This is a genomic window from Pseudomonas amygdali (genome assembly GCF_002699855.1).
GTDB lineage: Bacteria > Pseudomonadota > Gammaproteobacteria > Pseudomonadales > Pseudomonadaceae > Aquipseudomonas > Aquipseudomonas amygdali.
Genome location: NZ_LKBW01000304.1, coordinates 1 through 25,893, shown reverse-complemented (window position 1 = coordinate 25,893; position 25,893 = coordinate 1). Strand labels below are relative to the sequence as shown.

At 58.9% G+C, this 25,893-nt stretch carries 18 protein-coding genes and 3 pseudogenes; 4 read left to right on the top strand and 17 right to left on the bottom strand.

Annotated elements, in window-relative coordinates; translation table 11 throughout:
- Nucleotides 1-278: 278 nt before the first annotated feature.
- From fdhA to AO277_RS24250, 10 genes are all read right to left on the bottom strand, one after another.
- The gene (fdhA, locus tag AO277_RS24300) at nucleotides 279-1,478 is read right to left on the bottom strand and encodes a formaldehyde dehydrogenase, glutathione-independent (RefSeq protein WP_044319000.1); all 1,200 of its coding nucleotides are present in this window, start codon (nucleotides 1,476-1,478) and stop codon (nucleotides 279-281) included.
- Between the two features lie 49 nt (nucleotides 1,479-1,527).
- Nucleotides 1,528-2,385 (bottom strand): formyltetrahydrofolate deformylase, encoded by an 858-nt coding sequence (gene purU / locus AO277_RS24295; protein WP_004655932.1) that lies wholly within the window; start codon nucleotides 2,383-2,385, stop codon nucleotides 1,528-1,530.
- Nucleotides 2,386-2,635: 250 nt separating this feature from the next.
- Complete coding sequence (locus AO277_RS24285) at nucleotides 2,636-3,268, bottom strand: sarcosine oxidase subunit gamma (protein ID WP_004655930.1); 633 nt, start codon at nucleotides 3,266-3,268, stop codon at nucleotides 2,636-2,638.
- A 51-nt stretch (nucleotides 3,269-3,319) separates the two neighbouring features.
- Nucleotides 3,320-6,340, bottom strand: a complete 3,021-nt coding sequence (locus tag AO277_RS24280) for a sarcosine oxidase subunit alpha (RefSeq protein WP_044319001.1) — start codon at nucleotides 6,338-6,340, stop codon at nucleotides 3,320-3,322.
- Nucleotides 6,337-6,633: a sarcosine oxidase subunit delta gene (locus tag AO277_RS24275; RefSeq protein ID WP_002555603.1), complete on the bottom strand. Its 297-nt coding sequence runs from the start codon at nucleotides 6,631-6,633 to the stop codon at nucleotides 6,337-6,339. The genes AO277_RS24280 and AO277_RS24275 overlap by 4 nt, the downstream gene beginning before the upstream one ends.
- A gap of 15 nt (nucleotides 6,634-6,648) precedes the next feature.
- Complete coding sequence (locus tag AO277_RS24270; protein ID WP_002555602.1) at nucleotides 6,649-7,899, bottom strand: sarcosine oxidase subunit beta family protein; 1,251 nt, start codon at nucleotides 7,897-7,899, stop codon at nucleotides 6,649-6,651.
- 17 nt (nucleotides 7,900-7,916) lie between these two features.
- Nucleotides 7,917-9,170: a serine hydroxymethyltransferase gene (gene glyA, locus AO277_RS24265; RefSeq protein WP_044319002.1), complete on the bottom strand. Its 1,254-nt coding sequence runs from the start codon at nucleotides 9,168-9,170 to the stop codon at nucleotides 7,917-7,919.
- A gap of 269 nt (nucleotides 9,171-9,439) precedes the next feature.
- Nucleotides 9,440-10,618, bottom strand: coding sequence for a choline ABC transporter ATP-binding protein (choV, locus tag AO277_RS24260; protein WP_044319003.1), 1,179 nt, complete (start codon nucleotides 10,616-10,618; stop codon nucleotides 9,440-9,442).
- Complete coding sequence (choW, locus tag AO277_RS24255) at nucleotides 10,615-11,463, bottom strand: choline ABC transporter permease subunit (protein WP_170846044.1); 849 nt, start codon at nucleotides 11,461-11,463, stop codon at nucleotides 10,615-10,617. Before choW ends, choV begins: the two co-directional genes overlap by 4 nt.
- A gap of 64 nt (nucleotides 11,464-11,527) precedes the next feature.
- Nucleotides 11,528-12,475, bottom strand: coding sequence for a choline ABC transporter substrate-binding protein (locus AO277_RS24250; RefSeq protein ID WP_002555598.1), 948 nt, complete (start codon nucleotides 12,473-12,475; stop codon nucleotides 11,528-11,530).
- A 780-nt stretch (nucleotides 12,476-13,255) separates the two neighbouring features.
- Here AO277_RS24250 and gbdR point away from each other — a divergent pair.
- Nucleotides 13,256-14,359 (top strand): choline metabolism transcriptional regulator GbdR, encoded by a 1,104-nt coding sequence (gene gbdR / locus AO277_RS24240; protein WP_044319004.1) that lies wholly within the window; start codon nucleotides 13,256-13,258, stop codon nucleotides 14,357-14,359.
- A gap of 182 nt (nucleotides 14,360-14,541) precedes the next feature.
- On the opposite strand, the gene AO277_RS24235 is transcribed toward gbdR, so the two are convergent.
- Together AO277_RS24235 and AO277_RS29925 are read right to left on the bottom strand one after the other, a co-directional pair.
- Nucleotides 14,542-15,672: a methyl-accepting chemotaxis protein gene (locus tag AO277_RS24235; RefSeq protein ID WP_404940567.1), complete on the bottom strand. Its 1,131-nt coding sequence runs from the start codon at nucleotides 15,670-15,672 to the stop codon at nucleotides 14,542-14,544.
- A pseudogene (locus tag AO277_RS29925) lies at nucleotides 15,673-16,101 on the bottom strand (MCP four helix bundle domain-containing protein); the annotation flags it as partial. It lies immediately after the preceding gene.
- A 487-nt stretch (nucleotides 16,102-16,588) separates the two neighbouring features.
- On the opposite strand from AO277_RS29925, the gene AO277_RS24230 reads away from it, so the two are divergent.
- Nucleotides 16,589-16,822, top strand: a complete 234-nt coding sequence (locus AO277_RS24230) for a hypothetical protein (protein WP_002555595.1) — start codon at nucleotides 16,589-16,591, stop codon at nucleotides 16,820-16,822.
- Nucleotides 16,819-17,121, top strand: coding sequence for a cell division protein ZapA (locus tag AO277_RS24225; protein WP_005735052.1), 303 nt, complete (start codon nucleotides 16,819-16,821; stop codon nucleotides 17,119-17,121). The genes AO277_RS24230 and AO277_RS24225 overlap by 4 nt, the downstream gene beginning before the upstream one ends.
- Before the next feature lie 55 nt (nucleotides 17,122-17,176).
- On the opposite strand, the gene AO277_RS24220 is transcribed toward AO277_RS24225, so the two are convergent.
- Together AO277_RS24220 and AO277_RS24215 are read right to left on the bottom strand one after the other, a co-directional pair.
- Entirely contained in the window at nucleotides 17,177-17,848 is a 672-nt protein-coding gene (locus tag AO277_RS24220) for a 3'-5' exonuclease (RefSeq protein ID WP_044319005.1), read from the bottom strand.
- Entirely contained in the window at nucleotides 17,845-19,779 is a 1,935-nt protein-coding gene (locus AO277_RS24215; RefSeq protein ID WP_044319007.1) for a putative nucleotidyltransferase substrate binding domain-containing protein, read from the bottom strand. The genes AO277_RS24220 and AO277_RS24215 overlap by 4 nt, the downstream gene beginning before the upstream one ends.
- Before the next feature lie 232 nt (nucleotides 19,780-20,011).
- Between AO277_RS24215 and AO277_RS24210 the strand changes: the two genes are divergently transcribed.
- A complete protein-coding gene (locus AO277_RS24210; protein WP_002555590.1) occupies nucleotides 20,012-20,458 on the top strand; it encodes a response regulator in 447 nt (148 codons plus the stop codon).
- Nucleotides 20,459-20,503: 45 nt separating this feature from the next.
- On the opposite strand, the gene AO277_RS24205 is transcribed toward AO277_RS24210, so the two are convergent.
- The 3 genes and pseudogenes from AO277_RS24205 to AO277_RS29335 form a co-directional block, all read right to left on the bottom strand.
- On the bottom strand, nucleotides 20,504-24,241 hold the full coding sequence (locus AO277_RS24205; protein WP_180273463.1) for a coiled-coil domain-containing protein: 3,738 nt from the start codon (nucleotides 24,239-24,241) through the stop codon (nucleotides 20,504-20,506).
- Nucleotides 24,242-24,962: 721 nt separating this feature from the next.
- Nucleotides 24,963-25,381 (bottom strand): annotated as a pseudogene (locus AO277_RS24200) (hypothetical protein).
- A gap of 22 nt (nucleotides 25,382-25,403) precedes the next feature.
- A pseudogene (locus AO277_RS29335) lies at nucleotides 25,404-25,619 on the bottom strand (hypothetical protein); the annotation flags it as partial.
- Nucleotides 25,620-25,893 lie beyond the last annotated feature (274 nt).

The following is a 25,893-nucleotide window of genomic DNA, read 5'->3' as shown; positions in this document are numbered from 1 at the left end:
CCGAGCTGGTAAAACAAGGGCCTGCCTGACGGCAGGCCCTAACCAGCCCGAACACAAAAAAACTGATACTCCCTCTGGTTCAACAATACAAGAAATCGCAGAAAAACCTCGCTAACCCTATTCAGGATCTATCGACGCCACCCTCTTACAAATTAGCCCTTAAAATTTCTAATGCTGAAGAAGAGTTAAGATTAATACGCCAGCAGATGTGAGAGAGCATTCCCCGCTCTTGAATCTGCTGACGTAATTAGTCAATAAACCCATTTGCTATTAGATGCCTACACAGCACCAAACAACCGATGCGGATCAATCACAAACTTCTTCGGCACGCCCGCATCAAACTCCCCATAACCCCGCGGAGCCTCATCCAGACTGATCACCTCGACACCCACTATGTCGGCGATCTTGATGCGGTCCCACATGATTGCCTGCATCAGCTGGCGGTTGTATTTCATGACCGGGGTCTGGCCGGTGTGGAAGCTGTGGGATTTGGCCCAGCCCAGGCCGAAGCGAATGCTCAGGCTGCCCATTTTTGCGGCAGCGTCTACGGCACCTGGGTCTTCGGTGACGTACAGGCCGGGGATGCCGATCTTGCCTGCGACGCGCACTACGCCCATCAACGAGTTGAGAACGGTGGCGGGTGCTTCGGCCTGTGCTCCGGCGTGACCGTGGCCGCGAGCTTCGAAGCCTACGGCGTCGATGGCGCAATCCACTTCAGGCTCGCCGAGCAGGGCAGCGATCTGTTCGTGCAGTGGCGTGTCCAGGGACAGGTCAGCAATTTCGAAGCCTTGGGCCTTGGCGTGGACCAGGCGTTTCGGGTTGACGTCGCCGACGATTACCACCGCCGCGCCCAACAAGCGTGCTGACGCCGCCGCAGCCAGGCCGACCGGGCCAGCGCCTGCTACGTAAACCGTGCTGCCAGGGCCAACCCCGGCAGTCACTGCACCGTGGTAGCCGGTGGGCAGGATGTCGGACAAGCAGGTCAGGTCGCGGATTTTCTCCATCGCCGCGTCGCGGTCTGGCAGTTTGAGCAGGTTGAAGTCAGCGTAAGGCACCAGGACGTATTCAGCCTGACCGCCGACCCAGTCGCCCATGTCGACGTAGCCGTATGCACCGCCGGGGCGGGCCGGGTTGACCGTCAGCCAGACGCCAGTGTTCTGTTCCTTGCAACTGCGGCAGCGACCGCACGCCACGTTGAACGGCACAGAAACCAGATCACCGACTTTCAGATGTTCCACGTCTCGCCCGGCTTCCAGCACCTCGCCGGTGATTTCATGACCCAGGACCAACCCGGTTTGCGCCGTCGTGCGACCACGCACCATGTGTTGGTCCGAGCCGCAGATATTGGTGGAGACTACGCGCAGAATCACGCCGTGTTCGATGCGCTTGCCGCGTGGGTCTTCCATTTTCGGGAAAGGAATTGATTGCACTTCGACCTTGCCAGCGCCGAGATACACTACACCGCGATTACCAGACATACATGTCACCTCGCTTTTATTGTGGTGGAGCAGAGAGAAGCCGTTGCAGCTATAAAACCACCGTCCTGTTGGCGTTGAGAAACACCCGCCGTTCGATGTGATAACCGACCGCACGGGCCAGTGTCAGTCCTTCGATGTCCCGACCCTTGGCGATCAGGTCTTCGGGATAGTGGCTGTGATCGACCACTTCCACGCCCTGGGCAATGATCGGACCTTCGTCCAGATCGTTGTTGATGTAATGCGCCGTGGCTCCGACCAGTTTTACCCCCTTGTTGTAAGCCTGATGGTAGGGCTTGGCACCTTTGAAACCGGGCAGCAACGAGTGGTGGATATTGATCGCCTTACCGTCCAGCTTGCGACACAGGTCCGGAGACAGGACCTGCATGTAGCGGGCAAGAATCACCAGTTCTGCACCAGACTCTTCAATGACCTGCCAGACTTTGGCTTCCTGCGCAGGCTTGTCGTTCGGGTCCAGAGGGAAATGGTAATACGGAATACCGTGCCAGCCAGCCAATGGCTCAAGATCCGGGTGATTGGACACCACCGCGACCACGTCCATGGACAGTTGATTGATACGCTGGCGATAGAGCAGATCGTTCAGACAGTGATCGGCTTTTGAAACCATGATCACCACTTTTGGCCGGTAGTTGGGTGCTGTGAGTTCGAAGATCATGCCGAAGGCTTCGCCTCGTTCGCTCAGCCCGGCCCGGAAAGCCTGTTCGTCGAAAGCCTGGGGCTGACGAAATTCCACGCGTATGAAGAAACGCCCTGACAGGCGATCATCGAAGGAGTGGTGCTCAGTGACGTAGCAGCCCTGCTCGAACAGGAAGCGGGTCACCGCATCTACCGTGCCCAGTACACTGGGGCAGTCGGCGGTCAAAATCCACGTATCGGGCGCGCGGCTCATTGAATCAAAGCTCCTGAATGTTCGTTATCCACAGATCCGGCTGACTCTTGTGCCAATGCTCCGCGTTATACACAAATCTTGTGGGAGCGTACCGGGCGACGCTTCGCTTGTTCGCGAAGGGGGCGGTACATTCACCGGAAATGTATCGTCTGGACTACCGTCTTCGCGGACAAGTCCGCTCCCACAGGCCTCTCCCTCTGGAGTCTTCATTGAAACCGGCGCTGCGGTTTCAGCCCCGGTTCCCGGCTCTTCACGCCTGAATGCTCAGCCCGTACTCTGCGCTCGCATCCTGCAACCACAGCCACCAGTAATCCGAGAAGCTGCGGCGGACCAGCAGTTCCCAGGTTTCTTCACCGGTCCGGCGGATCACCAGTTGCGACTTGGCGAACACCGTGCCGACGGCCTTGCCCACCGGGAAGTTGTCCGGGTGCACGTCGTAGCTGGTGGATTTCATCAATACCTGGCGCACTTTCGGACCGGTCAGTTCGAGGATCGACTGGCCGCCACTGACATTGACGATGGAGATATGCAGCCCGGTCAGCGCCTCGCGCAGCTTTTGCTCTGCCGCGAACTCTTCGCCGCTCGGCACGATCAGCAGCCATTCATCCGGGCCAAGCCATTGCAGCGAGCTTTCGCCACTGATGACCAGCATCAGTGCGGCGGGAAGCTCCATGCCAAGCGCCTTGTGTACGCCTGCGGCGAAGGCCGGATCGTGGGCATTGCCACGAATCGTCAGATGGCCCAGCAGTTTTTTCTCGCGCAGGAAAACCCCCGGGCTGGCGCGCCCCTTGCCAATCAGGCTGTCGAGGTTTGCGTGGAACAGCGGCGACTCGGCTTTGACGTCGGTGGTCGGGCGCTGCTGGTAAACGTTCGCTGTGGTCATGAATAACCTGCCTTGAATTCTGTGTGCTGCTGATGATCGGCGCTCCGCGTCTTACTCGACATTCTGGCGCTCGCCCTTTGGATCGAAGAACACCGAAGAAACGATCTCGGCTTCGATCACGCTGCCGTCTGCCAGAGGCGCGAACACCCGCTCTCCCATGCGCGCCAGGCCGCCTTTGACCACGCCCATCGCAAACGAATAGCCCAGCGAGTTGTGTGCATAGCTGGAAGTCACATGGCCAACCATGCTCATCGGGATCGTCTGTTTGGTGTCGAACACCAGTTGCGCGCCCTCTGGCAGCCATTTGGTCGGGTCGACAGGCTTGAGGCCGACCAGTTGCTTGCGCTGTTCTCGTACACAGTCTTCGCGATTCATGCCGCGCCAGCCGATCCACGAGAATGGCTTGGTCCGGCCGACACACCAGCCCATGTTCAGGTCGTCCGGAGTCATCGAACCATCGGTGTCCTGGCCAACGATGATGAAGCCCTTTTCGGCGCGCAGTACGTGCATGGTTTCAGTGCCGTAAGGCGTCAGGTTGTACTGTTTGCCTGCCTCGGCGATCTTTTCCAGAACGCCCATGGCGTAGTCAGCCTGAATGTTGACCTCGTAGGACAGCTCGCCGGTAAACGAGATACGGAACACGCGAGCTGGCACACCGGCGACCAGACCTTCCTTCCAGGTCATGAACGGGAAGGCTTCACGGCCCAGGTCGATATCAGTGACTTCGCTGAGCAGCTTGCGGCTGTTGGGGCCGGACAGCGTCAGCGTCGCCCAGTGATCGGTCACTGAGGTGAAATACACTTTCAGGTCCGGCCATTCGGTCTGCTGATAGATTTCCAGCCATTGCAGGACGCGTGCAGCGCCGCCTGTGGTGGTAGTCATCAGGAAGTGGTTGTCGGCGAGGCAGGCAGTCACGCCATCATCGAAGACCATGCCGTCTTCCTTGCACATCAGGCCGTAGCGGGCCTTGCCCACGTCCAGTTTGGTCCACGCGTTGGTGTAGATGCGGTTGAGGAATTCGCGGGCATCCGGGCCTTGAATGTCGATCTTGCCCAGCGTCGAAGCGTCCAGCAGACCCACGCTGTCGCGCACCGCCTTGCATTCGCGAGCGACGGCTGCGGGCAGGTCTTCGCCGTTTTTCGGGAAGTACCACGGGCGTTTCCACTGGCCGACGTCTTCGAATTCGGCACCGTTTTTGACATGCCAGGCGTGCAGTGCGGTGAAACGCACCGGTTCGAAGATGTGCTTGCAATGACGCCCGGCTATCGCGCCGAACGTGACCGGCGTGTAGTTGGGGCGGAACATGGTGGTGCCCATTTCCGGGATCGACACGTTCAGTGAACGGGCGGCGATGGCCAGACCGTTGACGTTGCCCAGCTTGCCCTGATCAGTACCGAAACCCAGCGCGGTGTAGCGTTTTACGTGCTCGACCGACTCGAAGCCTTCACGGGTCGCCAGCTCGATGGCAGCAGCGGTCACGTCGTTCTGCAGGTCGACGAATTGCTTGGGTGCCCGTGCGGTGCCTTTTTCGTGCGGCACCTGAAACAGCGCCAGTGTCGGTTCTTCGGCGCGACTGAGGGCTTTGGGCATCACGCCTTCGACCACCTTGAAGCCTGCTTCGCTGGCCGCGCGCACGCCACCTTCAAAACCATCGGCCAGGCTGTCTGCAAGACTGTAGACACCATTGACGCCGCCTACGCAAATACGTTTCTGCGGTGCTTCACCCGGCACAAACCCGAGGATGTCTTCACGCCATACCGGTTTGCCACCCAAGTGCGAGGCCAGGTGCACGATCGGGCTGTAGCCGCCAGAGCTGGCCACCAGATCGCAATCAAGCCATTCGCCGGGGCTGGTGACTGCGTGCGTCTTGACCTCGATTGCGGCGACGCGGGCAGCTGTCACGCGTTTGCTGCCACGGGCTTCAATCACTGCGCTGCCGGTCAGAATGCGAATGCCTTTGGCGCGGGCTTCCTCAACCAGCGGGCCGCGCGGGTTGTGCCGCGCATCGGCAATCGCAACCACTTGCAGGCTGGCGTCGAGCCAGTCCAGCGCAACGCGGTAGGCATGGTCGTTGTTGGTGGACAGCACCAGTTTTTTACCCGGTGCTACGCCGTAACGCCGGACATAGGTCGAAACGGCGCCGGCCAGCATGTTGCCCGGCACATCGTTGTTGCCGTAAACCAGCGGGCGCTCGTGAGTACCGGCAGCCAGCACCACACGCTTGGCGCGTACCCGGTGCATACGTTGGCGAACCATGCCGATGGGCGCGCGATCACCGAGGTGATCGGTCAGACGTTCGTGAATGGTCAGGAAATTGTGATCGTGGTAGCCGTTGACCGTGGCGCGCGGCAGCAATGTGACGTTGCGCAGGCTTTTCAGCTCGGCGACCACCGTAGCCAACCATTCAGCAGCGGGTTTGCCATCGAGACTTTCACGGCTGTCGAGCAGACTGCCGCCGAACTCTTCCTGTTCATCCGCAACGATCACTCGGGCACCACTGCGGCCGGCAGCCAGCGCGGCGGCCAGCCCGGCTGGGCCTGCGCCGACGATCAGCACGTCACAGTGCTGGTTCATCGCGTCGTAGCTGTCCGGATCGTTCTCGGTCGGCGAGCGCCCCAGGCCCGCAGCCTTGCGGATGTACTTTTCGTAAGTCATCCAGAACGATTGCGGGTACATGAAGGTTTTGTAGTAGAAGCCCGGTGGCATCAGCTTGCCGCCGACCTTGCCCAAAATGCCCATGACGTCGGTGTTCACGCTTGGCCAGCCGTTGGTGCTGGTGGCGACCAGTCCTGCATAGAGCGCTTGTTGCGTGGCGCGCACGTTGGGGATTTGCGTCGCTTCGGTCGCGCCGATCTGCAATACGGCGTTTGGCTCTTCCGAACCCGCTGCGAAGATGCCGCGCGGGCGGGAGTATTTGAAACTGCGGCCGATGATATCGACGCCATTGGCCAGCAGGGCAGAGGCCAGCGAGTCGCCTTCAAAGCCCTGATAGGTCTGGCCGTTGAAGGTGAAGTTGAGCACCTTGCTGCGATTGATACGGCCGCCGTTGGGCAGGCGCTGGGTCTGGCTCATACCTTGTCTCCCTGATCCGTGAACTGCGGCTTCGTACCAATCGGATAGGTTTCGAGAATCTCGTAGGTCACGGTATTGCGCGTCATGTTGAAGTACTGGCGGCAACCGGCAGCGTGTATCCACAGCTCGTGGTGCAGGCCGCGCGGGTTATCGCGAAAGAACATGTAGTCGCCCCATTGCTCATCGGTGCAGGCACCTGGGTCCAGCGGGCGTGGAATATGCGCCTGGCCGGACGGGTGGAATTCCTCTTCGGAGCGCAGTTCGCCACAGTGAGGACAGAAGATATGCAGCATGGTCGGGTTCTCCTGTTAGTGGGCTACGGCTGCAGCGCCGTGTTCGTCGATGAGCGCGCCGTTGTGGAAACGGTCGATGGAGAACGGCTTGGCCAGCGGGTGCATCTCGCCCTTGGCCAGGCTGGCGGCAAATACGTTGCCCGAGCCCGGCGTGGCCTTGAAGCCGCCTGTGCCCCAGCCGCAGTTGAAGAACATGTTCGGCACCGGCGTCTTGGAAATGATCGGGCAGGCGTCCGGCGTGGTGTCGACGATGCCGCCCCACTGGCGGTTCATGCGCACACGCGACAGCACCGGAAACATCTCGACGATGGCCTGAATAGTGTGTTCGATCACCGGGTATGAGCCACGCTGGCCATAACCGACCCAGCTGTCGATACCGGCACCGATCACCAGGTCGCCCTTGTCGGACTGGCTGATGTAGCCATGCACGGCGTTGGACATGATGACGCTGTCGATAATCGGCTTGATCGGCTCGGAGACCAGTGCCTGCAAAGGATGTGATTCGATCGGCAGACGAAAGCCCGCCAGTTTGGCCATGTGCCCGGAGTTACCGGCGGTTACCACGCCGACACGTTTGGCACCGATGAAACCCTTGTTGGTTTCGACGCCGATGCACACGCCGTTTTCCTTGCGAAAGCCGATGACTTCGGTCTGCTGGATAAGGTCCACGCCCAGGGCGTCGGCGGCACGCGCAAAGCCCCAGGCCACTGCGTCGTGACGAGCTACGCCGCCACGGCGCTGAACGGTTGCGCCGATGATCGGGTAGCGGGTGTTTTTCGAGCAGTCCAGGTATGGGATTTCCTCTGCGACCTGCTTGCCGTTGAGCAGTTCGCCATCTACACCGTTCAGGCGGTTGGCACTGACACGCCGCTCGGAGTCGCGCATGTCCTGCAAGGTGTGGCACAGGTTGTAGACGCCGCGCTGGGAAAACATGACGTTGTAGTTCAGGTCCTGGGACAGGCCTTCCCACAGTTTCATCGCGTGCTCATAAAGGTGGGCCGACTCGTCCCACAGGTAGTTGGAGCGCACGATGGTGGTGTTACGTGCGGTGTTGCCGCCGCCCAGCCAGCCTTTCTCGACCACGGCCACATTGGTGATGCCGTGCTCCTTGGCCAGATAGTAGGCAGTCGCCAGACCGTGCCCGCCACCGCCGACGATGACCACGTCGTAGACCTTTTTCGGGGTCGGCGTGCGCCACATGCGCTGCCAGTTTTCGTGATGGCTGAGGGAATGCTTGAGAAGGCCGAAGCCTGAGTAATGCTGCATGTAAGGCTACTCCTGACTCAGCGATAAACCGGGAAATCGGCGCACAGGTCTGCTACCTGACTGGCGACGTTGGCCTCGACATCGGCATCACCGAGGTTATCGAGAATGTCGCAGATCCAGCCTGCCAGCTCGACGCATTGGGTCACCTTGAAGCCGCGGGTGGTGACGGCCGGCGTGCCGATGCGCAGACCGGAGGTCACGAACGGCGACTGCGGGTCGTTGGGCACCGAGTTCTTGTTGACGGTGATGTGCGCACGGCCCAGAGCGGCGTCGGCGTCCTTGCCGGTCAGGCCCTGACGGATCAGGCTGACCAGAAACAAATGGTTGTCGGTCCCGCCTGAAACCACATCGAAGCCGAGGTCGATGAATACCTGCGCCATCGCTTGTGCGTTGTCGATGACCTGCTGTTGATAAGCCTTGAAACCTGGCTCCATCGCTTCCTTGAAGCACACGGCCTTGGCGGCGATAACGTGCATCAGCGGGCCGCCCTGACCGCCGGGGAAGACGGCGGAATTGAATTTCTTCTCCAGCTCTTCGTTGGCCTTGGCGAGAATCAGGCCGCCGCGTGGGCCGCGCAGTGTCTTGTGCGTGGTGGTGGTGACCACATCGGCATACGGCAGCGGGTTCGGATAGAGACCGGCAGCCACCAGACCTGCAACGTGTGCCATGTCGACAAACAGGTAGGCACCTACCTTGTCGGCGATTTCACGGAAGCGCGGAAAATCCAGCGTCTTCGAATAGGCCGAGAAACCGGCAATGATCATTTTCGGCTGGCATTCCACGGCGATGCGTTCGACTTCGTCGTAATCGATCAGCCCGGTGGTGGTGTCGATGCCGTACTGCACGGCGTTGTAGAGTTTGCCCGAGAAGCTGACCTTGGCACCGTGGGTCAGATGACCGCCGTGCGCCAGGCTCATGCCCAATACAGTGTCGCCTGCCTGCAGCAACGCCAGATAGACCGCTGCGTTGGCCTGGCTGCCGGAGTGTGGCTGGACGTTGGCGTAATCGGCCCCGAACAGCTGTTTGGCGCGCTCGATGGCAAGTTGCTCGACCTTGTCGACGTGCTCGCAGCCGCCGTAGTAACGCTTGCCGGGATAGCCCTCTGCGTACTTGTTGGTCAGGCCGCTGCCCTGCGCCTGCATCACGCGTTTGCTGGTGTAGTTCTCCGAGGCGATCAGCTCGATATGGTCTTCCTGACGCTGCTCCTCGGCGTTCATTGCCGACAACAGTGCGTCGTCATAACCCTGGATCTGGTCTTGCTTGCTGAACATCGCGGATCTCCCAGCGGCGGCGCGGCGCCTGACTTGTCGTTAGGGCCGAACAGAGCCCTCTGAGAGCGATGGTAGGGCCGGACCGAAGTCGCCAAATGCCTATGGACGCCACACAAAGGTGCGTTTACGACATGGGGGCCAAGGGAACGGAAATAGCAGAAGAGGCGTTGCGCGGTGACGAGGCCGCAAACGAAAAAGCCCGCTCCCGGCTGGAGTGATTCCAGCACAGGGAAGCGGGCTTGTCGGTTTCAGACTTTAATTTTCAGGCCTTAGCAGTGGTTTTTGCCCAGCAGCGCGTGATACAGCTCGGTATCCCCGAGAATGCCGACCACTTTATTGCCGTCCTGCAGGACCAGCTTGTTGCCGGTCTGGTAGCGGATCTGCAATGCGTCGCGCATGCCGATGTTGGAGTGCACCAGGGTAGGGCGACGGTCGAGCGTGCCGACGTCCTGGCCGGGGGTCCAGTTCTGCAGATCGAGGGGCGTAGCACCTTGCCGTGCGCCCTTGATCACATTGCCTTCGGCCAGGTCGAGCCATGAGTCGCCGCTCGGGTCCAGGCACACCGAATCGTTGACGTGCGTGCACTCATCGACCGTGCGCATCAGGCTACGACCACACAGCACGTTCAGTGGATTGGTGTGCGCAACGAAGGTACGAACGTATTCATCTGCCGGGTTGAGGACGATCTGTTCCGGCACGCTGTACTGGACGATGCGGCCATCTTTCATGATCGCGATTCGGCTGCCGAGCTTCAGGGCTTCATCCAGGTCGTGGCTGACGAAGACGATGGTCTTGCTCAGCTTGCTTTGCAGGGCCAGCAGTTCGTCCTGCAAGCCTTGGCGGATGAGCGGGTCAAGCGCCGAGAACGGTTCGTCCATCAGCAGAATGTCGGCATCCATTGCCAGTGCGCGGGCCAGCCCGACTCGCTGCTGCATGCCGCCGGACAGCTCGTCCGGCTTCTTGTTGCGCCACTGGGTCAGGCCCACCAGCTCGAGCTTTTCATCGACCAGCTTGCGTCGTTCCTTTTCCGGGCGACCCTGCATTTCCAGGCCGAAGCTGATGTTCTCGCGTACTGTCAGCCAGGGCATCAGGGCGAACTTCTGAAAGACCATCGCAATGCGTTTGGTGCGCATCATTTTCAGTTCGGCCGCGCTGCAGTTGGCGATGTTGATCTGCGAGCCTTCATGCTCGACGAACAACGAGCCACGGCTGACGGTATTGAGACCGTTGATGCAGCGCAACAGGCTGGACTTACCCGAGCCGGACAAGCCCATCAACACGCAGATTTCGCCTTTCTCGATGTCCAGACTGGCGTTCTCGACGCCGACGATCTGCCCGGTTTTCTTCAGAATCTGGTCACGCGTGAGGCCTTCGTCCAGCAGCTTGAGGGCTTCACGCGGATCCTTGGAGAAGATGACGTCTACCTTGTCGAATTTGATGATACTCATGCGTCGGACCCTACCTTGGCTTCGGGTTGTTTGCAGATGCGGTCGAGCATGATGGCCAGCAATACGATTGCCAGACCGGCTTCGAAGCCGAGCGCGATATCGGCTGTGTTCAGTGCGTTGACCACGGGTTTGCCCAGACCATCGGCACCGACCAGCGCGGCAATCACCACCATCGACAACGACAGCATGATGCACTGGGTGATCCCGGCAGCGATGCTGGGCATGGCGTAGGGCAGTTCGATGCGGGTCAGCAACTGGCGGCGCGACGAGCCGAAGGCCTTGCCGGCGTCCAGCAATTCCTGGGGTACATCGCGGATGCCCAGATACGTCAGGCGAATCGGTGCAGCAATGGCGAAGACCACGGTCGAGATCAGGCCGGGCACCACGCCCAGACCGAATAGCGTAAGGGTCGGGATCAGATAGACGAACGTGGGAACAGTCTGCATCAGATCGAGCAATGGCCGGATGATGGTGTAGAACAGCGGCTTGTGCGCGGCAATGATGCCCAGCGGCACGCCGATGACGACACACACCAGCGTGGCGAAGAGCACCTGCGCCAGGGTTTCCATGGTTTCCTGCCAGTAATGCAGGTTGAGGATCAGCAGAAACGAAAGGATGACGAAAACCGTCAGGCCCCACTTGCGCTGGATGAAATGCGCGAGGGCGGCGATAAGGCCGATCAGTACGAATGGATTGAACCAGGTCAGCGCGAAAGTGAACCCGTGGATCATCATTTCCAGTGTCGAGGCAATCGCGTCGAAGTAGTCGGCGCCGTTGGCCGTCAACCAATCGACAAATGCGGCGATGTACTCGCCCAGAGGGATTTTATGGTCAGTCAGCATGATTTCGGGTGTCCGCTTGCGGAAGGTGAAGAGGGCAGCAGGCGGGTCAGCCCCGCCTGCTGTCGGCTTACTGGGTCAACTTGGCTTTGGCTGCCTCCAGGCCTGGCTTGCCATCGACGGTGGTCACGCCGGCGAGCCAGGTGTCGAGTACTTGCGGGTTTTTCTTGATCCACGCCTTGGCGGCGGCATCAGGCTTCATTTTGTCGTCCAGGACGTTGCCCATCAGGGTGCTTTCCATGTCCAGTGTGAAGGACAGGTTCTTGAGCAACTGACCTACGTTGCTGCATTCCTGACTGTAGCCTTTGCGGGTGTTGGTGTAGATGGTCGCCTGGCCATAGTTGGGGCCGAAGAAGTCATCACCGCCAGTCAGATATTTCATCTTGAAACGCGTGTTCATCGGATGCGGTTCCCAGCCGAGGAACACGACATCGTTCTTGCGTTTCACGGCGCGGTCGACCTGCGAAAGCATTGCGGCTTCGCTGGACTCTACAACCTTGAAGCCTGCATCTTTCAGGCCGAAGGCGTTCTTGTCGATCATGCTCTGGATCAGGCGATTGCCATCATTGCCGGGCTCGATGCCGTAGATCTTGCCGCCCAGTTCCTTCTTGAATTTGGCGATGTCGGCGAAGTCATGCAGGCCTTTGTCGTAGAGCGCCTGAGGCACTGCCAGGGTGTACTTGGCGTTCTCCAGGTTGGCACGCACGGTTTCGACAGTCCCGGCTTCGCGATACGGCTTGATGTCGTTTTCCATGGTCGGCATCCAGTTGCCGAGGAACACGTCCATGTTCTTGCCGTCGGCCAGCGACTTGTAGGTCACCGGTACGGAAATCATGGTGGTCTTGGTCGTGTAACCCAGGGACTCGAGTACGGCGCTGGTGACCGCAGTAGTAACGGTGATATCGGTCCAGCCTACGTCGGAGAAGTTGACCGTATGACAGGCCTCTGGCTCGGCTGCCTGAGCAAGCACCGGCATACAGAGCGTAGCGGCCAACAGCAACGATTTGGAACCTTTCATGGGTGGACTCCTGTGAGTTTCTTCTAGTCATCAGCAGGTGAACGCTGACGCGGCTTATGGGTTGGCGAGGCTTTTCGCGAAGCTCCATCACTGCGCCGGGCGATCGAGTCGGAACCGATCATGTAACAGGGAAAATCAAACGCCTACAGGGGGCGTCGTATCCAGTGCAGGAGGCGTCGTATCCAGTGCGCGCAAGGTCGCTTACAGATTCGTTGCATCGTACACACGCCCGGTTGCAGTGTTGGGACTGCTGAAAAACGGCCAGTACGTTACACAGTCGCTGCGCAGGTCGGCAGCGGTCGGTTGGCAGGTCGGTGCCTGCGCGAACGCGGTCTTTTGGAGGGGGGTAACGCCGACAAGTTCATTATCGGGTCAGCCCGTGCGGTCGTGACGTCAGGTCTGACCATCACTTTTGATGGCTGCGCGGTTTTTGATCACACGTCTCGATGGCCGCCACCTTTTAGCGCGAAAACCCGCTGACGATCTGATTTTTCAGGGCGTGCCTTGAGTAGCACTTGGGGCACGTCTAGCCCCATGACGTTTCCCCGCGTGCTACCGAATTGCTCATCAGGAGTGCAGCCAGCGCGCCTTGGCGTCGCAAACAGACACTCGGGTCGCTGCTGGATAGACACTTCGCGACGTCGTTTTCAGGTGTTGTTGAATGGCTGATCAATTTCCGGCATGGGATTTGCGATGTCATCACAAAGCCCATCAATGAAGAGGGCTATAAGAAGAGCCTGTCCTGGGGCCAACCAATGCCATATGTGAGGAGATAGTGTGATGACATCGTTCAATCAAGGGGCCCAACCTCAGAACCGCGCGCCACAATCCATCGGCTTTCTGCTGCTGGATAACTTCACCCTGATCTCCCTCGCATCGGCGGTAGAACCTCTTCGCATGGCTAACCAGCTGTCGGGCCGCGAGTTGTATTGCTGGACCACGCTGAGCGTGGACGGCGGTCAGGTGTGGGCCAGTGACGGTTTGCAGATCACACCGGATGCCGCCATGCACAAGGCTCCGGCACTCGATACCGTCATCGTCTGTGGTGGTGTCGGCATTCAGCGCACCGTGACGCGTGAACACGTGAGCTGGCTGCAGAGCCAGGCACGTCAGTCACGTCGCCTCGGCGCGGTGTGCACTGGCAGTTGGGCGCTGGCGTGTGCTGGCTTGCTGGATGGCTTCGATTGCAGTGTGCATTGGGAGTGTCTGGCTTCAATGCAGGAAGCCTTTCCACGCGTGTCGATGAGCACCCGGCTGTTTACCCTGGACCGCAACCGCTTCACCAGCTCGGGTGGCACGGCGCCATTGGACATGATGCTGCACCTGATCAGTCGCGATCATGGTCGTGAATTGTCTGCCGCGATTTCCGAGATGTTTGTCTACGAGCGCATTCGCAACGAACAGGATCATCAGCGCGTGCCGCTCAAGCACATGCTGGGTACCAATCAGCCAAAGCTGCAGGAAATTGTGGCGTTGATGGAGGCCAATCTTGAAGAGCCGATCGACCTTGACGAGCTGGCGGTGTACGTCGCCGTGTCGCGCAGGCAGCTGGAGCGACTGTTCCAGAAATACCTGCACTGCTCGCCGTCGCGCTACTACCTGAAACTGCGCCTGATCCGCGCCCGGCAACTGCTCAAGCAGACACCGATGTCGATCATCGAAGTGGCGTCGGTGTGCGGCTTCGTATCGACGCCACACTTCTCCAAATGCTACCGCGAATACTTCGGCATTCCGCCGCGTGACGAGCGCGTGGGTTCCAACACCGCGCAACAGGTCGCCATGATGCCGATCCCGCAGGCAATGGTGCTCGCCCCATTGTCCGGACCGATGTCGGCGTTGAGTCAGGCGCGTAATGAATCGACGTTTGCGAGTGTGAGGCTTTAGTCGCCCTACGCCANCAAGAGGACGCGGAGCGTCCGGAAAGGCATGCGACGCGGAGCGTCGCACGATAGTCGGGATCCAGCGTGGTATGCAGTTCGCGACGCTCTGCGTCGCAAGAGGACGCGGAGCGTCCAGAACGGCGTACTGACGCGGAGCGCCGGCACGCCAGCTGGGTTTTCGCGTGTTTACAGTGCGAAGCGCGACACCATGCTGTTGAGGTCCACGGCCAGGCGGGATAGCTCGGTGCTGGCCGCGCTGGTCTGATTGGCGCCCGTGGTGGATTGTGCAGACAGGTCGCGGATGTTGACCAGGTTGCGGTCCACTTCGCGAGCGACTTGCGCCTGCTCTTCGGCAGCACTGGCGATGACCATGTTGCGTTCGTTGATCTCTTCGACTGCAACGTTGATGGTGTTCAGCGCCAAGCCCGCGCCTTTGGCGATGTTCAACGTCGATTCGGCGCGTTCGGTGCTGTTGCGCATCGAACTCACTGCCTGCTCTGTACCGCTCTGAATGCTACCGATCATGCGTTCGATTTCACTGGTCGATTGCTGCGTGCGGTGCGCCAGGGCGCGGACTTCGTCGGCGACTACAGCAAAGCCACGCCCGGCTTCACCAGCGCGTGCAGCCTCGATGGCGGCGTTGAGGGCGAGCAGATTGGTCTGGTCTGCCAGGCCGCGAATCACGTCCAGCACCTTACCGATATCACGCGATTCACTGGCCAGATTGATGATCAGTTCAGCCGTACCTTTCACATCGCCGCTCATGCGTTCGATGGCGCTGACGGTTTCCTGAACCAGATCACGACCGTCGCCAGCAGATGTCGCAGCATTGCGAGACGCTTGTGACGTGCTGACGGCATTGCGCGCGACTTCTTCCACGGCGCTGGTCATCTCGTTGACCGCGGTTGCAGCCTGCTCTATTTCGTTATTCTGCTGCACCAGCCCGCGTGCGCTTTCGTCGGTGACAGCATTGAGCTCTTCAGCAGCCGAGGCCAGTTGCGTGGCCGAACCGGAAATTCCCTGCAACGTATCGCGCAGCTTGTCCTGCATGGTTTTCATGGCCAGCAGCAAACGACCGGCTTCATCGGTACCGTCGATCTGGATCGGCCGGGTCAGGTTGCCTTGTGCGATGGTTTCCGCTGCATGCAGAGCCGTGGCAATCGGCGTGGTAATACTTTTGATCAGCATCCAGGCAAACACGATGGTCAACAGGGTGGCAGCTATCAACAGTCCGACGACCAGATTGAATGCCGAATCGTACTCGCTGGACGCATCCTTCTTCACCTGGTTCAACTGAGCCGTGTTGAACTCCACCAGTTTGCTGAGCACAACATTCATCTGGTCGGAGTTGTTGAGCATTTCGTTATTGAGCAGGCCCTGCAATTCATCGATCTTGTTGGCGCGAGTCAGGGTCTTCAGGCGCTCTTCAAGCTGGCGATATTGTCCCAGCAGTTGTACGTACTGGCTGTAAAGATTGCGCTCGTCGGGATCGCTGATGAGCTTCTCGTAAATCGCCTGAGCGTCAGTGATCTGCTTGTTGCGCATCGCCATCAACTCGATGGTTTTCTGCTGGGTTTCCGGGTCGCGGTTGACCAGCAATCGATAGGACAGAACGCGCAAACGAATGCTGACTTCAGCGAATCGGTCAAGGCTCTTGATGCTCGGCACATTGTTATCGGCCAGCACTTCAGTGGCGCCACGGATCTTGCTCATCTGAGACAGTGCAAATACACCCAGAACCAACATGAGTGTGCCGATCATGGCAAATCCAAGAAACGCTCGGGGCGCGATGTTCATATTTCGCAGGGACATAGAAAGCTTCCAGGGTCAGGTACGCAATCCATGCGATTTAACGGTGAAGTGAATGCAGTGAATGGCTGCCTATCGGTCATGCGACTAACGTCTTGAGTCAGCAGGCACTAAATATTGACGACTTATTACTGACGGTTATCTTTGGATATGGCTGACATTCGCGCAAACCCTTGAAAAGTCTGGGTTGAGGGGGGCTAGGGTGATGTCAGTTTGCCCATTGGCTGCGCGCATTTGTCGCAGTTCTGGGCGGTCTGACGAACAGCAGGAACCGGATTCCGAATACGTAGTCACAAGCCCCCTACGCGTCTACGTTATGGACATGTCAACGTCATGACAGATCAGTATCAAAGCCTGAGCGCTGGCATGCGCAGCGACTTTTCTTTATCGTACGCGCCCGTTGAAATTTTCTTGAGAAATCAAAATGTTGGAAGCCTCCCTTAGCCAATTGGAACAACTTGTCGGTGATCTGGTGCAACAGAACCAGGCCCTTCAAGACACAAATGCACAGCTCGGTGCCGAGCTGGCAAAAGCCAAGGACGAGAACGAGAACTTGCAACTGAGCCTGATGGAGCAGGAAGAGAAGCAGGGCAGCACCGCCGCCCGTATCCAGGCACTGGTTGATCGCGCGACCAGCGCAAGCGCTGTTGGCGCATGAACGTCGATGGCAACGGTGTAACCGTTCTCACCATTCTGGGTAATGAGTACTCGGTCAAAGCCCCTGCCGGTGAAGACCTGACCCTCATGAAGGCCGCGGCGATGCTCAACGCGTCGCTGGCCGACACCAAGCGCAAATACCCGACGTTGATCGGTGACCGCCTGCTGGTTCTGGCTGCGCTGAACCTCTGTTCGCAGCAAATCGAGCTTGAGCAATTGCACAAGGTCGAGCTCAAGCGTTACCGCGAGCAGGTCGACGCGACGGTGGATGTAATCGCCAAGACCATTTCCCAGAGCTAAGTGCAGGTCGCAGTCAAAACGAGTGCGATTGCTTGCGTCTGCGCCATTGCCCGAGTCACTCCTCCAGTAGCCGCGGGCTGTCGATCTGCTGACGACGGGCGTGGCTGAACAGGATCAGCGCCAGCTCTGCGGTGACCAGTGCATCAGCGCTGGCGTTGTGACGCTCTTCGGCATGCAGGCCAAAAAACTGCGTCCAGTCGTCCAGCCCTGCGTGACGCAGGTTGGCTTGTTCACAGAGCATCGGGGCTATTTCTGCGGCATCGAAAAACGGATGCCGCAAGCGGTAGTCCAGGCTTTCTTTCAGTGCGCGCGACAGCATGTGCTGATCGAACGGCGCATGAAAACCCAGAATCGGGCTTTCGCCGACGAACTCCATGAAATCCAGCAACGCCTCGGCCGGCTCGCTGCCCGCGGCAATCGCACTGGGCGCCAAACCATGAATAAGCACGGCCGGGCTGACCTTGTGGTCGACGCGCAACAGCGTACGCTCGAACTGTTGACCCAGATCGATGGCACCGTCTTCAATTACGACCGCACCGATGGACAGCACTTGATCGCGGTTCATGTTCAAGACGCTGGTTTCAAGGTCCAGCACGACCCAGCGCTGTTGGCGCAAAGGCTTGTCGCTGAGGTTCGCGCAGACCGGCAGCTTTTTGAGGCGATCCAGTTGATGCGCTTGCAAGGGTGTCTTTTTCGCGCGCGGCTTGAGCCATTCGAACAGGTTCATAGTTGATAACGCAGGGTCAGGCTGGTTTGCAGCCGCTGCGCCTGGCGAAACGATTCGCGCAGAATGCGTCTGTCCAGATGGTTGAGCGTGTCAGGGTCGATGCGGTTGGAGTAAGGAAGGTTCTGGCGGCTTTGCAATTGATGTTGCTGCATGCGTGTCTGCTGAATGAAGTGGTACGCCTCTTCATACGCAGCGCCATCCAGGGGGTCGATGACTTCACGTTCGACCAGTTGGCGCAGGCGTTCCTGGGTATTGTTGACGCCGACACCATTGGCAAGCGCCAGCAGGCGCGCACCGTCGACAAAGGGCGTCAGGCCTTCGGTCTTGAGGTCCAGGGTGTCTTTTTCGCTGCCTTTGCGCGCCAGGACGAAATCCTTGAAGCGGCCCACCGGCGGCCTTTGGCGCAGTGCGTTCTCGGCCATCATGCGCTGGAACAGCTTGTTGTCTGCTACCTGATCAAGAATGCCGCGGCGCAGTTGCTCGCCGCCGCTCTCATCGCCCCAGACCACGCGCAGACCGAAATAGATACTCGATGCCAGCAGGTTCTCCGGAGTTGCCTCGCGAATAAAGGCTGCAAAGCGCTGTGACCACTCAAGCCGGGACAGGCACAGGTCGGGATTGCCGGCCATGATGTTGCCCTTGCACAGGGTAAAACCGCACTGTGCCAGGCTCTGATTGATACGTTCGGCAATCGGCAACAATAACGTGCGGATCTGCTCTGCCTCCGCCGCATCGCTGGCTTCAAACAGAATGCCGTTGTCCTGATCGGTATGCAGCGTCTGCTCGCGACGGCCTTCGCTACCAAAGCACAGCCAGCTGAATGCAATGCCGGGGTCGCCATTTTCTGCAAGCGTCAGCTCGATCACGCGGCACACGGTGTGGTCATTGAGCAGGGTAATGATCTGGGTTATCTGGGTCGAAGAGGCACCATGGGCCAGCATGCGGTCGACCAACTGGATGATATCGCCCCTCAAACCGGCGAGCGCCTCGATACGCGGCGCATTGCGGATGGTCCGTGCCAGGTGGACCAGGTCGACCCGTTGCAAGGAAAACAAATCGCGCTCCGATACCACGCCACACAATCGCCCGTCTCTGACCAGGCACACGTGGGCGATGTGACGTCCGGTCATGGCGATGGCCGCGTCGAATGCGCTGGCGTCCGGGCTCAGATGGAACGGCGACAGGCTCATGGTGCGTCTGACCGGCGCGCTGAAATCGGCATTCACATCGGCAACTGCCTCACGCAGGTCGCGCAGGGTAAAAATCCCCAGCGGGGCCTGCTGCTCGTCGACAATCACGATGCTGCCTACCTGCTGTTCATGCATCAGTTTCACCGCGTCGCGCATGGGTGTTTCAGGGCTGCACATCACCGGGTGACGCATGGCCAGTTCGCCCAGACGTGTATTCAGGGAATACTGCGTGCCCAGGGTTTCAGCGGCGCGCTGCTGGACCTGCTGATTGACCTGATCCAGCAGGCTGCTGACACCACGCAGGGCAAAGTCGCGAAACGTTGTGGAAAGCGCGAATAGCTTGATGAACGCCTGCTTGTTCAATTGCAGGCAGAAGGTGTCTTCTGCAGCCAGGTGTTCAGTGCGAGTGGCACGCTCGCCCAGCAGGGCCGCAAGTGGAAAACACTCGCCAGTGGTAATTTCAAATGTTGTTTCTGTGCCGCCTTTGGCAGAATGCGGACGTTCACCGACGATTCGCCCCTGCTTGACGATGTAAAAGTGCTCTACCGGGCCATCGCCAGGCTTGATGATGCTTTCATCCGCAGCATAGAACCGGAGCTGACACTGCTCTACGAGGTACGCCAGATGCGCGTTTTCCATCTGGTTGAAAGGCGGGAATTTTTGCAGAAACTGCATGGTGCCGTGTATGTTCTGTAGCACGGCTGTCTTGCCTGCCTGGGTGAAAGCATCTGCCTTGCTCATGGCCTGTTCCGCGTTCTTGTTATTGGTGCTCATGGTCGGCCGCTTGCAGCCAGGTGCCCATTGGACGTAAGTCTTACGCTTGAACCGAGTGACAGTGCCGTGCCTGCTGCGGCGTAACTGATTTGACGAACGCAATGGATTGCGAGCGAAGACTGGCCAGGATGCCGACGAAATGCATCGCAGATTTATCCATATCTGCTGTCGGATTAGTTCAGGGAATGATGAGACTGCAATGATTGACCACGACATTTTGAGCGATGAAGAGCGCAATGCCCTCCATGAGGTCATGCTCACGCCCGCCCGTGACGCACCGCAACGAGTTCTGATCGTCGATGACGACAGCGACGCGCGCGAGCTGCTGGCCGAAATTCTGAGCCTCAATGACATCAGTTGCATGACCGCACCCGGTGGCGACAGCGCGCTCGAAATGATCCAGACGCGTCAGTCCATCGGACTGCTGATTACCGATTTGCGCATGGCACCTTTCGACGGGCTGGACCTGATCCGCAAGGTAAGGGAGTCGGATCGCGCCGAACTGCCGATCATTATCGTCTCCGGCGATGCCAACGTGCGCGATGCCATCGATGCCATGCACTTGAACGTGGTGGACTTCCTGCTCAAGCCGCTTAACACCAAGCAGCTGGTGAAGCTGGTAAAGCGTGAGCTGGGAATGAATTGACGCGTTAGTCGTACAGTTGAATGACCAGCGTGTCGATCCCCGTTTTCATGGCGGCGGAAACTGCGCTGCAGTGCGCTGACCGTCGATATTGGAGAGCTTCTGCCAACGCAGCAGGTTACGCCAGCCGACAACGGTTGAGTCCCGTGCCCGTTCACGAACGATCAACATCAGTGGTTGCCAGGTTTCTTTGGTCAGCAAAATATCGTCAATGGCCTGCTGGGCCTTCTCCGCTGCCTGCACATCCCCGCGCTGCAAAGCCACAGCCGGAATGCCGCGATAGCCGTCTATTTCGGCGCCTGCCCGGCCCTTCATCGAGTAATTGACGTTGTACTGGCAATACTTGCTGTCCTTGCCCAGACGTTTGATTGTCGCCTCGAAAGCGTCAAGGTGTATAGCCGCGCGCAGGCGGTTGTCGGGGGTGTTTTTGTTGCCTGTCTCATCCGGCTCCAGTGTTTCGATGCAACGCATCAACCACAGATCGCGGTTGGCGGTGATTTCGGCCTGCATGTCGCGCGGCGTGGAGTAGTGCCGGTCCAGATCGGCGTCCTGTTTGTCGCCAATCAGGAAGGGCGATATTTCGTTCTTTTCCAGCGCCCAGGCCAGGTCTCGGGACATGCCCAGTTGCAAACCCAGCCCCTGACCCTGAACCCCATGGTTGGCACCTTTTTCTACTGACGTGGCCGAGCTGGCAATCGGCGCGAAGTTCAGGTTGGCGGTGACCCCCGCCCGTTGCTGAGCAGTGTCACCCTTGGCGCCGACAACGCTGATGAATCCGCCGGTTTCCGTGCGTGTTTCCTTGATTCGATCCGCTTCGACGTACACCGAAGGTTCCGGCGTCAGGGTTTGAGAGGCATCGCTTGCGCCATCCTTGAAACGTACCGCCGGGACGCGCAATGCCACACGCGCCGCGACGTTCCGGGTGCTGGACGTCGCATCTATCTGGCTGACAGAGACCTCCGGGTTACGCGCCAGTATGGCTTCCAGCGGCCCGGCGTAGCGCTGGCCCTTTTGCGGGTCGATGATGTCCCAGCGCACCATGCTGTCCAGCGCGGTCAGCATGTTGCCGCGCATTTCATCGTCCTTGTGACGGGTGCGGAAAAAGCGCATGAGGGTCGAGCTGGTTTGGGTTTCCTGAGCGGTAAAGCGGCCAGTGAGCGCAGCCTGTATCCCCACACCCTCTGCAACCGCGCTTCCTGCCGCCACACCGATGGTGACCTCGGCGGCTTCGGTTCGTGCTTTGCCGAAGGACATTTCCATCCCCAGAATCGGCATGAACAACTGGGCAAACGCTTCGTCACTGCGAGATTTCTCTGCCGAAAAGATCGGTGACACGATGGGCGATATCAAGCTGTAGGGCAGCGACGGCAAGCCTACGCCCAGCGTGCCTCCGCCGCCCAGCCGAAGCCGGTCGCGCAGGCGGCTTTCAAGAATGAACGGCTTGAAAAACGTCACAATGTCGCTTTTCTCGCTCAAATGCCGTGTTTTCAGCAGTTTTATCGCCGCGTTCAAGTCCTGATCAAGCACCTCTTCAACAGACTGAGCAGGCTGCAGCGCTGGCGGCAATATCTCGCGCAGGTGCTCATCCACGCGATTGATTGCCTCGTAGACCGACAGCTTGCTGTTCGCCAGTTCGCTGTACAGCGGCGGCAGTTCGATGTGCTGAGCTTTGTGCAGTACGTTGACTGCGCGCTTGCCGTTCGCGTCCGGCTTATCCCATATCTGTGATAGCCGCTGCTGTTGAACGCGGGCCTTGAGCAGGCTTTGCATCGATTTGCCATCGCGGTTTTTAAGCGTCACCTGCGACAGGTGAGTGCCTTTCTTTTCCAGAGATTTGAGGTGATCGAGCATGGCGTGGGCGGCCGAGATTTCAAGTTGCAGTCCTGGTGCACCCTTGGCGTTTTTCAGGGTTTCTTCCAGCATGCTGATACGCGCAGAAATCACCTGATCAACCTGCTTTCTGGGCGATTGCAGGCCCATGCTTTCGCCCACCGAGTAGGCCCGATCCAGCGTCGATTTAGCAAAGGGTGTTTTGTTCAGCGTGGGGACCAGGCGGCGTGGTAACGAGCTTTTCGCTGGGGCAGTTGCTGTTGCTTGCTCCGGGGTATTGGCCGCCACGGCGCGCATGACCCATTCCATCGTCGCTTTTTTCAGGCGCTGGTCATGCTGCGCATAGGGCGTGCCGGGAGCGTTGCTGAAATAACCGTTACGAACCGCGTTGAAGGCGGCGTGATCAACATCGTCGAACGACTTCTCGTCTCCATCCAGCTTGCTGCGCGCCACCTGTTTGGCGGTTTGCAGCCATGCCTTGACCTTGCCGTCGGGCTCTTTCTGCTGCGCTTCATCGGCATTCCAGAACACGCGCAAAGGCTTGGCCCGCTCGGCCACTATCGGTGCAGTGCCATCGCTGGAGAGCACTTGCAGCATTTCCATGCCACGCGGCACAGTTGCCAGTTTTCGACAGAGGTTGAGCGTGTCCTGCTGAATGCTGTTGTTTGTGGCGCTGCGGGTCCTGACCGACTTCGACATTTCTTCGGCAACGCGTGGCCAATGTTCCAGTGGGTGCTGGCTCAGTACGTCGAGCACACGGTTGGCACGTGTGGCGTCATTGCCCGTCACGTCTGCCAGCGCCGACGTTATTACCTCGATAACCGCGAAGGCTGGCAGCGATGTGGGTGGCGGCGTGCCTTGCAGGCGATCGCCGATACGTTGCAGGGCCGCTTGAATTTCATCCGCACCGGTTGCTACAAAAGCGTGCGCTTGACTGATCTGACTGGCGAGGTACTGCTCGCGGACGTTCTTGAGAGCGGTTTTATCGATTCGTTCTTGGACCTCGCCCTCTGCAGGCGTGGTGACCTGGTCTGATGCGGGCAGTTTCTGATCAAGTGTCTTGAGTGCAAAGCGCTCGTCATTGACGATCGCGATTCGCTGATGAATCTCGCCCAGCTCGTCGTTCAGGCGCGCAACATCGGCATCGACCCGCACCAGTCTTTTTGCCAGTTGCTGATGTGTTTGCATGGCCTGTGAACGCGTTGCAAGCGTCTGTCCAATGGCGGTGTCCAGCCTGGCGGCTTCGTCTGACCCTTCGGGCGTCTCCTGTCGCTGGGCGCGCAACGCAGAAAGCTGCGTATTGGCGTGCGCGGCCGTGTGCTCGGCCGCGGTCATGTCGTGATCGAGTGAAATCAGCTCACGAGTCTCTGCCACCTTGAGTTGCAGTTCGATTTCGATGGCAGCGTGCCGGTCGGCGAAACGGACATCCAGCGCCTGCATGCGTGTGCGCAACTCGCCCAGCCACTGCTGAGAGAACTCGGCTTTCTGTTTAACCTGATCCTGCCCCTCACTCAGCGCGCCCAGTTGCAGTACCTCTGTGCCCTGAATCAGCTCCCGAAGTTGCTGGCTGGCCAGGCGGGTGGTGGAGTCGGCCTGTTGAACGCGAGCCCTGGCATGGTCCAGTCGTTCGGTCGACGTGGGCGGGGTGGCCTGTTCGAGCGATTCAAGATGCTCGCGCGCAGCGACCAATGCGAGGGTGGCTGTGGCGAGCACCTTGCTCTGATGATCCAGCCGGGTGCTCAACTCTTTCACCGCCGCTGCGATGGTTTCAGGGCTCTGCTGTGATTTATCGGCCTTGGTCTTGGCGTTGCTGCCATTGCTGGCGACCTCGCGTAGCGGGGCAGGCTTTAGCCACGGAAAAACCTTGGTGGTAATACCCCTTACCGTTGAAGGGGCGGGGCGCTCCCAGAGAGACGTCGGCGCCGCCTTCAGGTGGGTCAGCGCCGAATCGACCATGCGCTGCAGTTCATGCGCTTCTTTTAGCAACGGATCGTGTTTCTCCTCGCTCGATAGGTGCTCACCTTCCTCCGGAATCCCGCTGCGCAAGGGCCGGTTTAAAGTACGACCGGTGCCGGGAATACCGAGACTGAAATTGGTCTGACGCTCGGAAAGCTTGCCAGCGATGCGCGTCTTCAGCCCGTGAGTTTGCTGAACACCTGGCGCTGATTTAGGTGCAGAAGGATTGGCGACTGGCGGAGGCTCAGTCGGTCTTGCCGTGACAGACGGTACTGCCGGCTGCGACGAAGATCCTGTTTCCAGAGGTACAACCGGGGTAGCAGAACGAGTATTGATTCTTAAGGTCATGAGCGGGCTCCATCGGCTCAGATATCAAGTTCGACAGATCAATACAGGTGGTGGTAGTAATCGACACTGCACATTCGGTGGTGCGTAAAACGTGTTTGAAGGGCTGTCGCCATGACGCCAAGAGGCTGCAGGCGACACTTCTTCAAACTGCCAGGGCGGCACGGGGCAGGCGTGTTTGCTCGGGGGCATAACGGGGGCTACGTTGCTGACTCGCGGTTTGCTTCCGTTGGTGAGTCAGCTGTGGCAGGTGCCTGAAACGTTTCCCTGCTTGAACGGGAGGTTTTCCTAACTGTCTGGATGGGTGGTCGATATGTGGATTCGGTTCCGCTTTTATTTTGGTGCGCGCGAGGATGGGTGAAAGGTCGTCGGGGATTCAAGGAATGGCAGGTTGATCACCGACGCAATCAGAGACGTTCGGCCCGATGAGGATCATTCCTGCGTAGACGAAACCCGACTCTTCTCCCCATCCTGCTGTTTCAAGATCATAAATCCTGTTCTCTGAAATCAGTTCACCGTTGCGATTGTCAGGCAGCCGATAAAAGCCAGGGTAGCCCACAGCGGGAACCATTTAGGCGGTACGTCTTCGTCCGGATGAGGCTTGCGATGAAACATATTCGGCAGTACCCAGAATGGTTTAAATGTTTCGAGTCGGTAGCAGCCATCAGGGCTGATGATCGGGTCACCCGACCTTTCCGCCAAGCCTTTTTCCCACCATTGCGACGCGGTCCATAGGCTGAGTGCGATGGCAATGTAGGCTGCCAAACAGGCAGTGCAAGTCGATGGCGACTTCATTTCTGGGGCGCACCACGTGTGGTGGCCGATCTCCCATACAGTCAGGGACATTCGGCCCGATGGGGATCATTCCGGCATAGGCCATTCCTGCATAGGCCATTCCTGACCCACCGCCCCAAGACATTGGCCCGCCTGCCGACTCCAGATCATGAATCTCGGTTTCCGAGAGCAATTCGCCGGTGCGGTTATCGTAGAGACGGAAAAATGCAGGGTAGCCCCACCAAGGAAGCCATTTCGGTGAATGATCTTTATAGGGGTATGACTTTTATTAATGCGGCAGGGAGAGATGTCACTGTGTGTCGTGCGCGGAAATACCTTTTAGTTACATTTTTATAATTAAGGATCGGGCTTACACATGTTGATCAAGCGCCTTACATCGGGAATGACTTTTTCCCACAAATAGGGTGGGATTCGTTTTGCTTCCACGATGTGGCGAGTTGGAAAGTATCTGGGGTATTCGAACAAAAGAGACTGTCAGAAATTTTGTGTTCGGGCATAACATGTAGCTAGAG

What these genes read in the sequence shown, in the direction of transcription:
- fdhA (WP_044319000.1), bottom strand. Translation starts at nt 1,478, where the DNA reads ATGTCTGGTAATCGCGGTGTAGTGTATCTCGGCGCTGGCAAGGTCGAA.
- purU (WP_004655932.1), bottom strand. Translation starts at nt 2,385, where the DNA reads ATGAGCCGCGCGCCCGATACGTGGATTTTGACCGCCGACTGCCCCAGT.
- AO277_RS24285 (WP_004655930.1), bottom strand. Translation starts at nt 3,268, where the DNA reads ATGACCACAGCGAACGTTTACCAGCAGCGCCCGACCACCGACGTCAAA.
- AO277_RS24280 (WP_044319001.1), bottom strand. Translation starts at nt 6,340, where the DNA reads ATGAGCCAGACCCAGCGCCTGCCCAACGGCGGCCGTATCAATCGCAGC.
- AO277_RS24275 (WP_002555603.1), bottom strand. Translation starts at nt 6,633, where the DNA reads ATGCTGCATATCTTCTGTCCTCACTGTGGCGAACTGCGCTCCGAAGAG.
- AO277_RS24270 (WP_002555602.1), bottom strand. Translation starts at nt 7,899, where the DNA reads ATGCAGCATTACTCAGGCTTCGGCCTTCTCAAGCATTCCCTCAGCCAT.
- glyA (WP_044319002.1), bottom strand. Translation starts at nt 9,170, where the DNA reads ATGTTCAGCAAGCAAGACCAGATCCAGGGTTATGACGACGCACTGTTG.
- choV (WP_044319003.1), bottom strand. Translation starts at nt 10,618, where the DNA reads ATGAGTATCATCAAATTCGACAAGGTAGACGTCATCTTCTCCAAGGAT.
- AO277_RS24250 (WP_002555598.1), bottom strand. Translation starts at nt 12,475, where the DNA reads ATGAAAGGTTCCAAATCGTTGCTGTTGGCCGCTACGCTCTGTATGCCG.
- gbdR (WP_044319004.1), top strand. Translation starts at nt 13,256, where the DNA reads ATGACATCGTTCAATCAAGGGGCCCAACCTCAGAACCGCGCGCCACAA.
- AO277_RS24230 (WP_002555595.1), top strand. Translation starts at nt 16,589, where the DNA reads ATGTTGGAAGCCTCCCTTAGCCAATTGGAACAACTTGTCGGTGATCTG.
- AO277_RS24225 (WP_005735052.1), top strand. Translation starts at nt 16,819, where the DNA reads ATGAACGTCGATGGCAACGGTGTAACCGTTCTCACCATTCTGGGTAAT.
- AO277_RS24220 (WP_044319005.1), bottom strand. Translation starts at nt 17,848, where the DNA reads ATGAACCTGTTCGAATGGCTCAAGCCGCGCGCGAAAAAGACACCCTTG.
- AO277_RS24215 (WP_044319007.1), bottom strand. Translation starts at nt 19,779, where the DNA reads ATGAGCAAGGCAGATGCTTTCACCCAGGCAGGCAAGACAGCCGTGCTA.
- AO277_RS24210 (WP_002555590.1), top strand. Translation starts at nt 20,012, where the DNA reads ATGATTGACCACGACATTTTGAGCGATGAAGAGCGCAATGCCCTCCAT.
- AO277_RS24205 (WP_180273463.1), bottom strand. Translation starts at nt 24,241, where the DNA reads ATGGTCGATTCGGCGCTGACCCACCTGAAGGCGGCGCCGACGTCTCTC.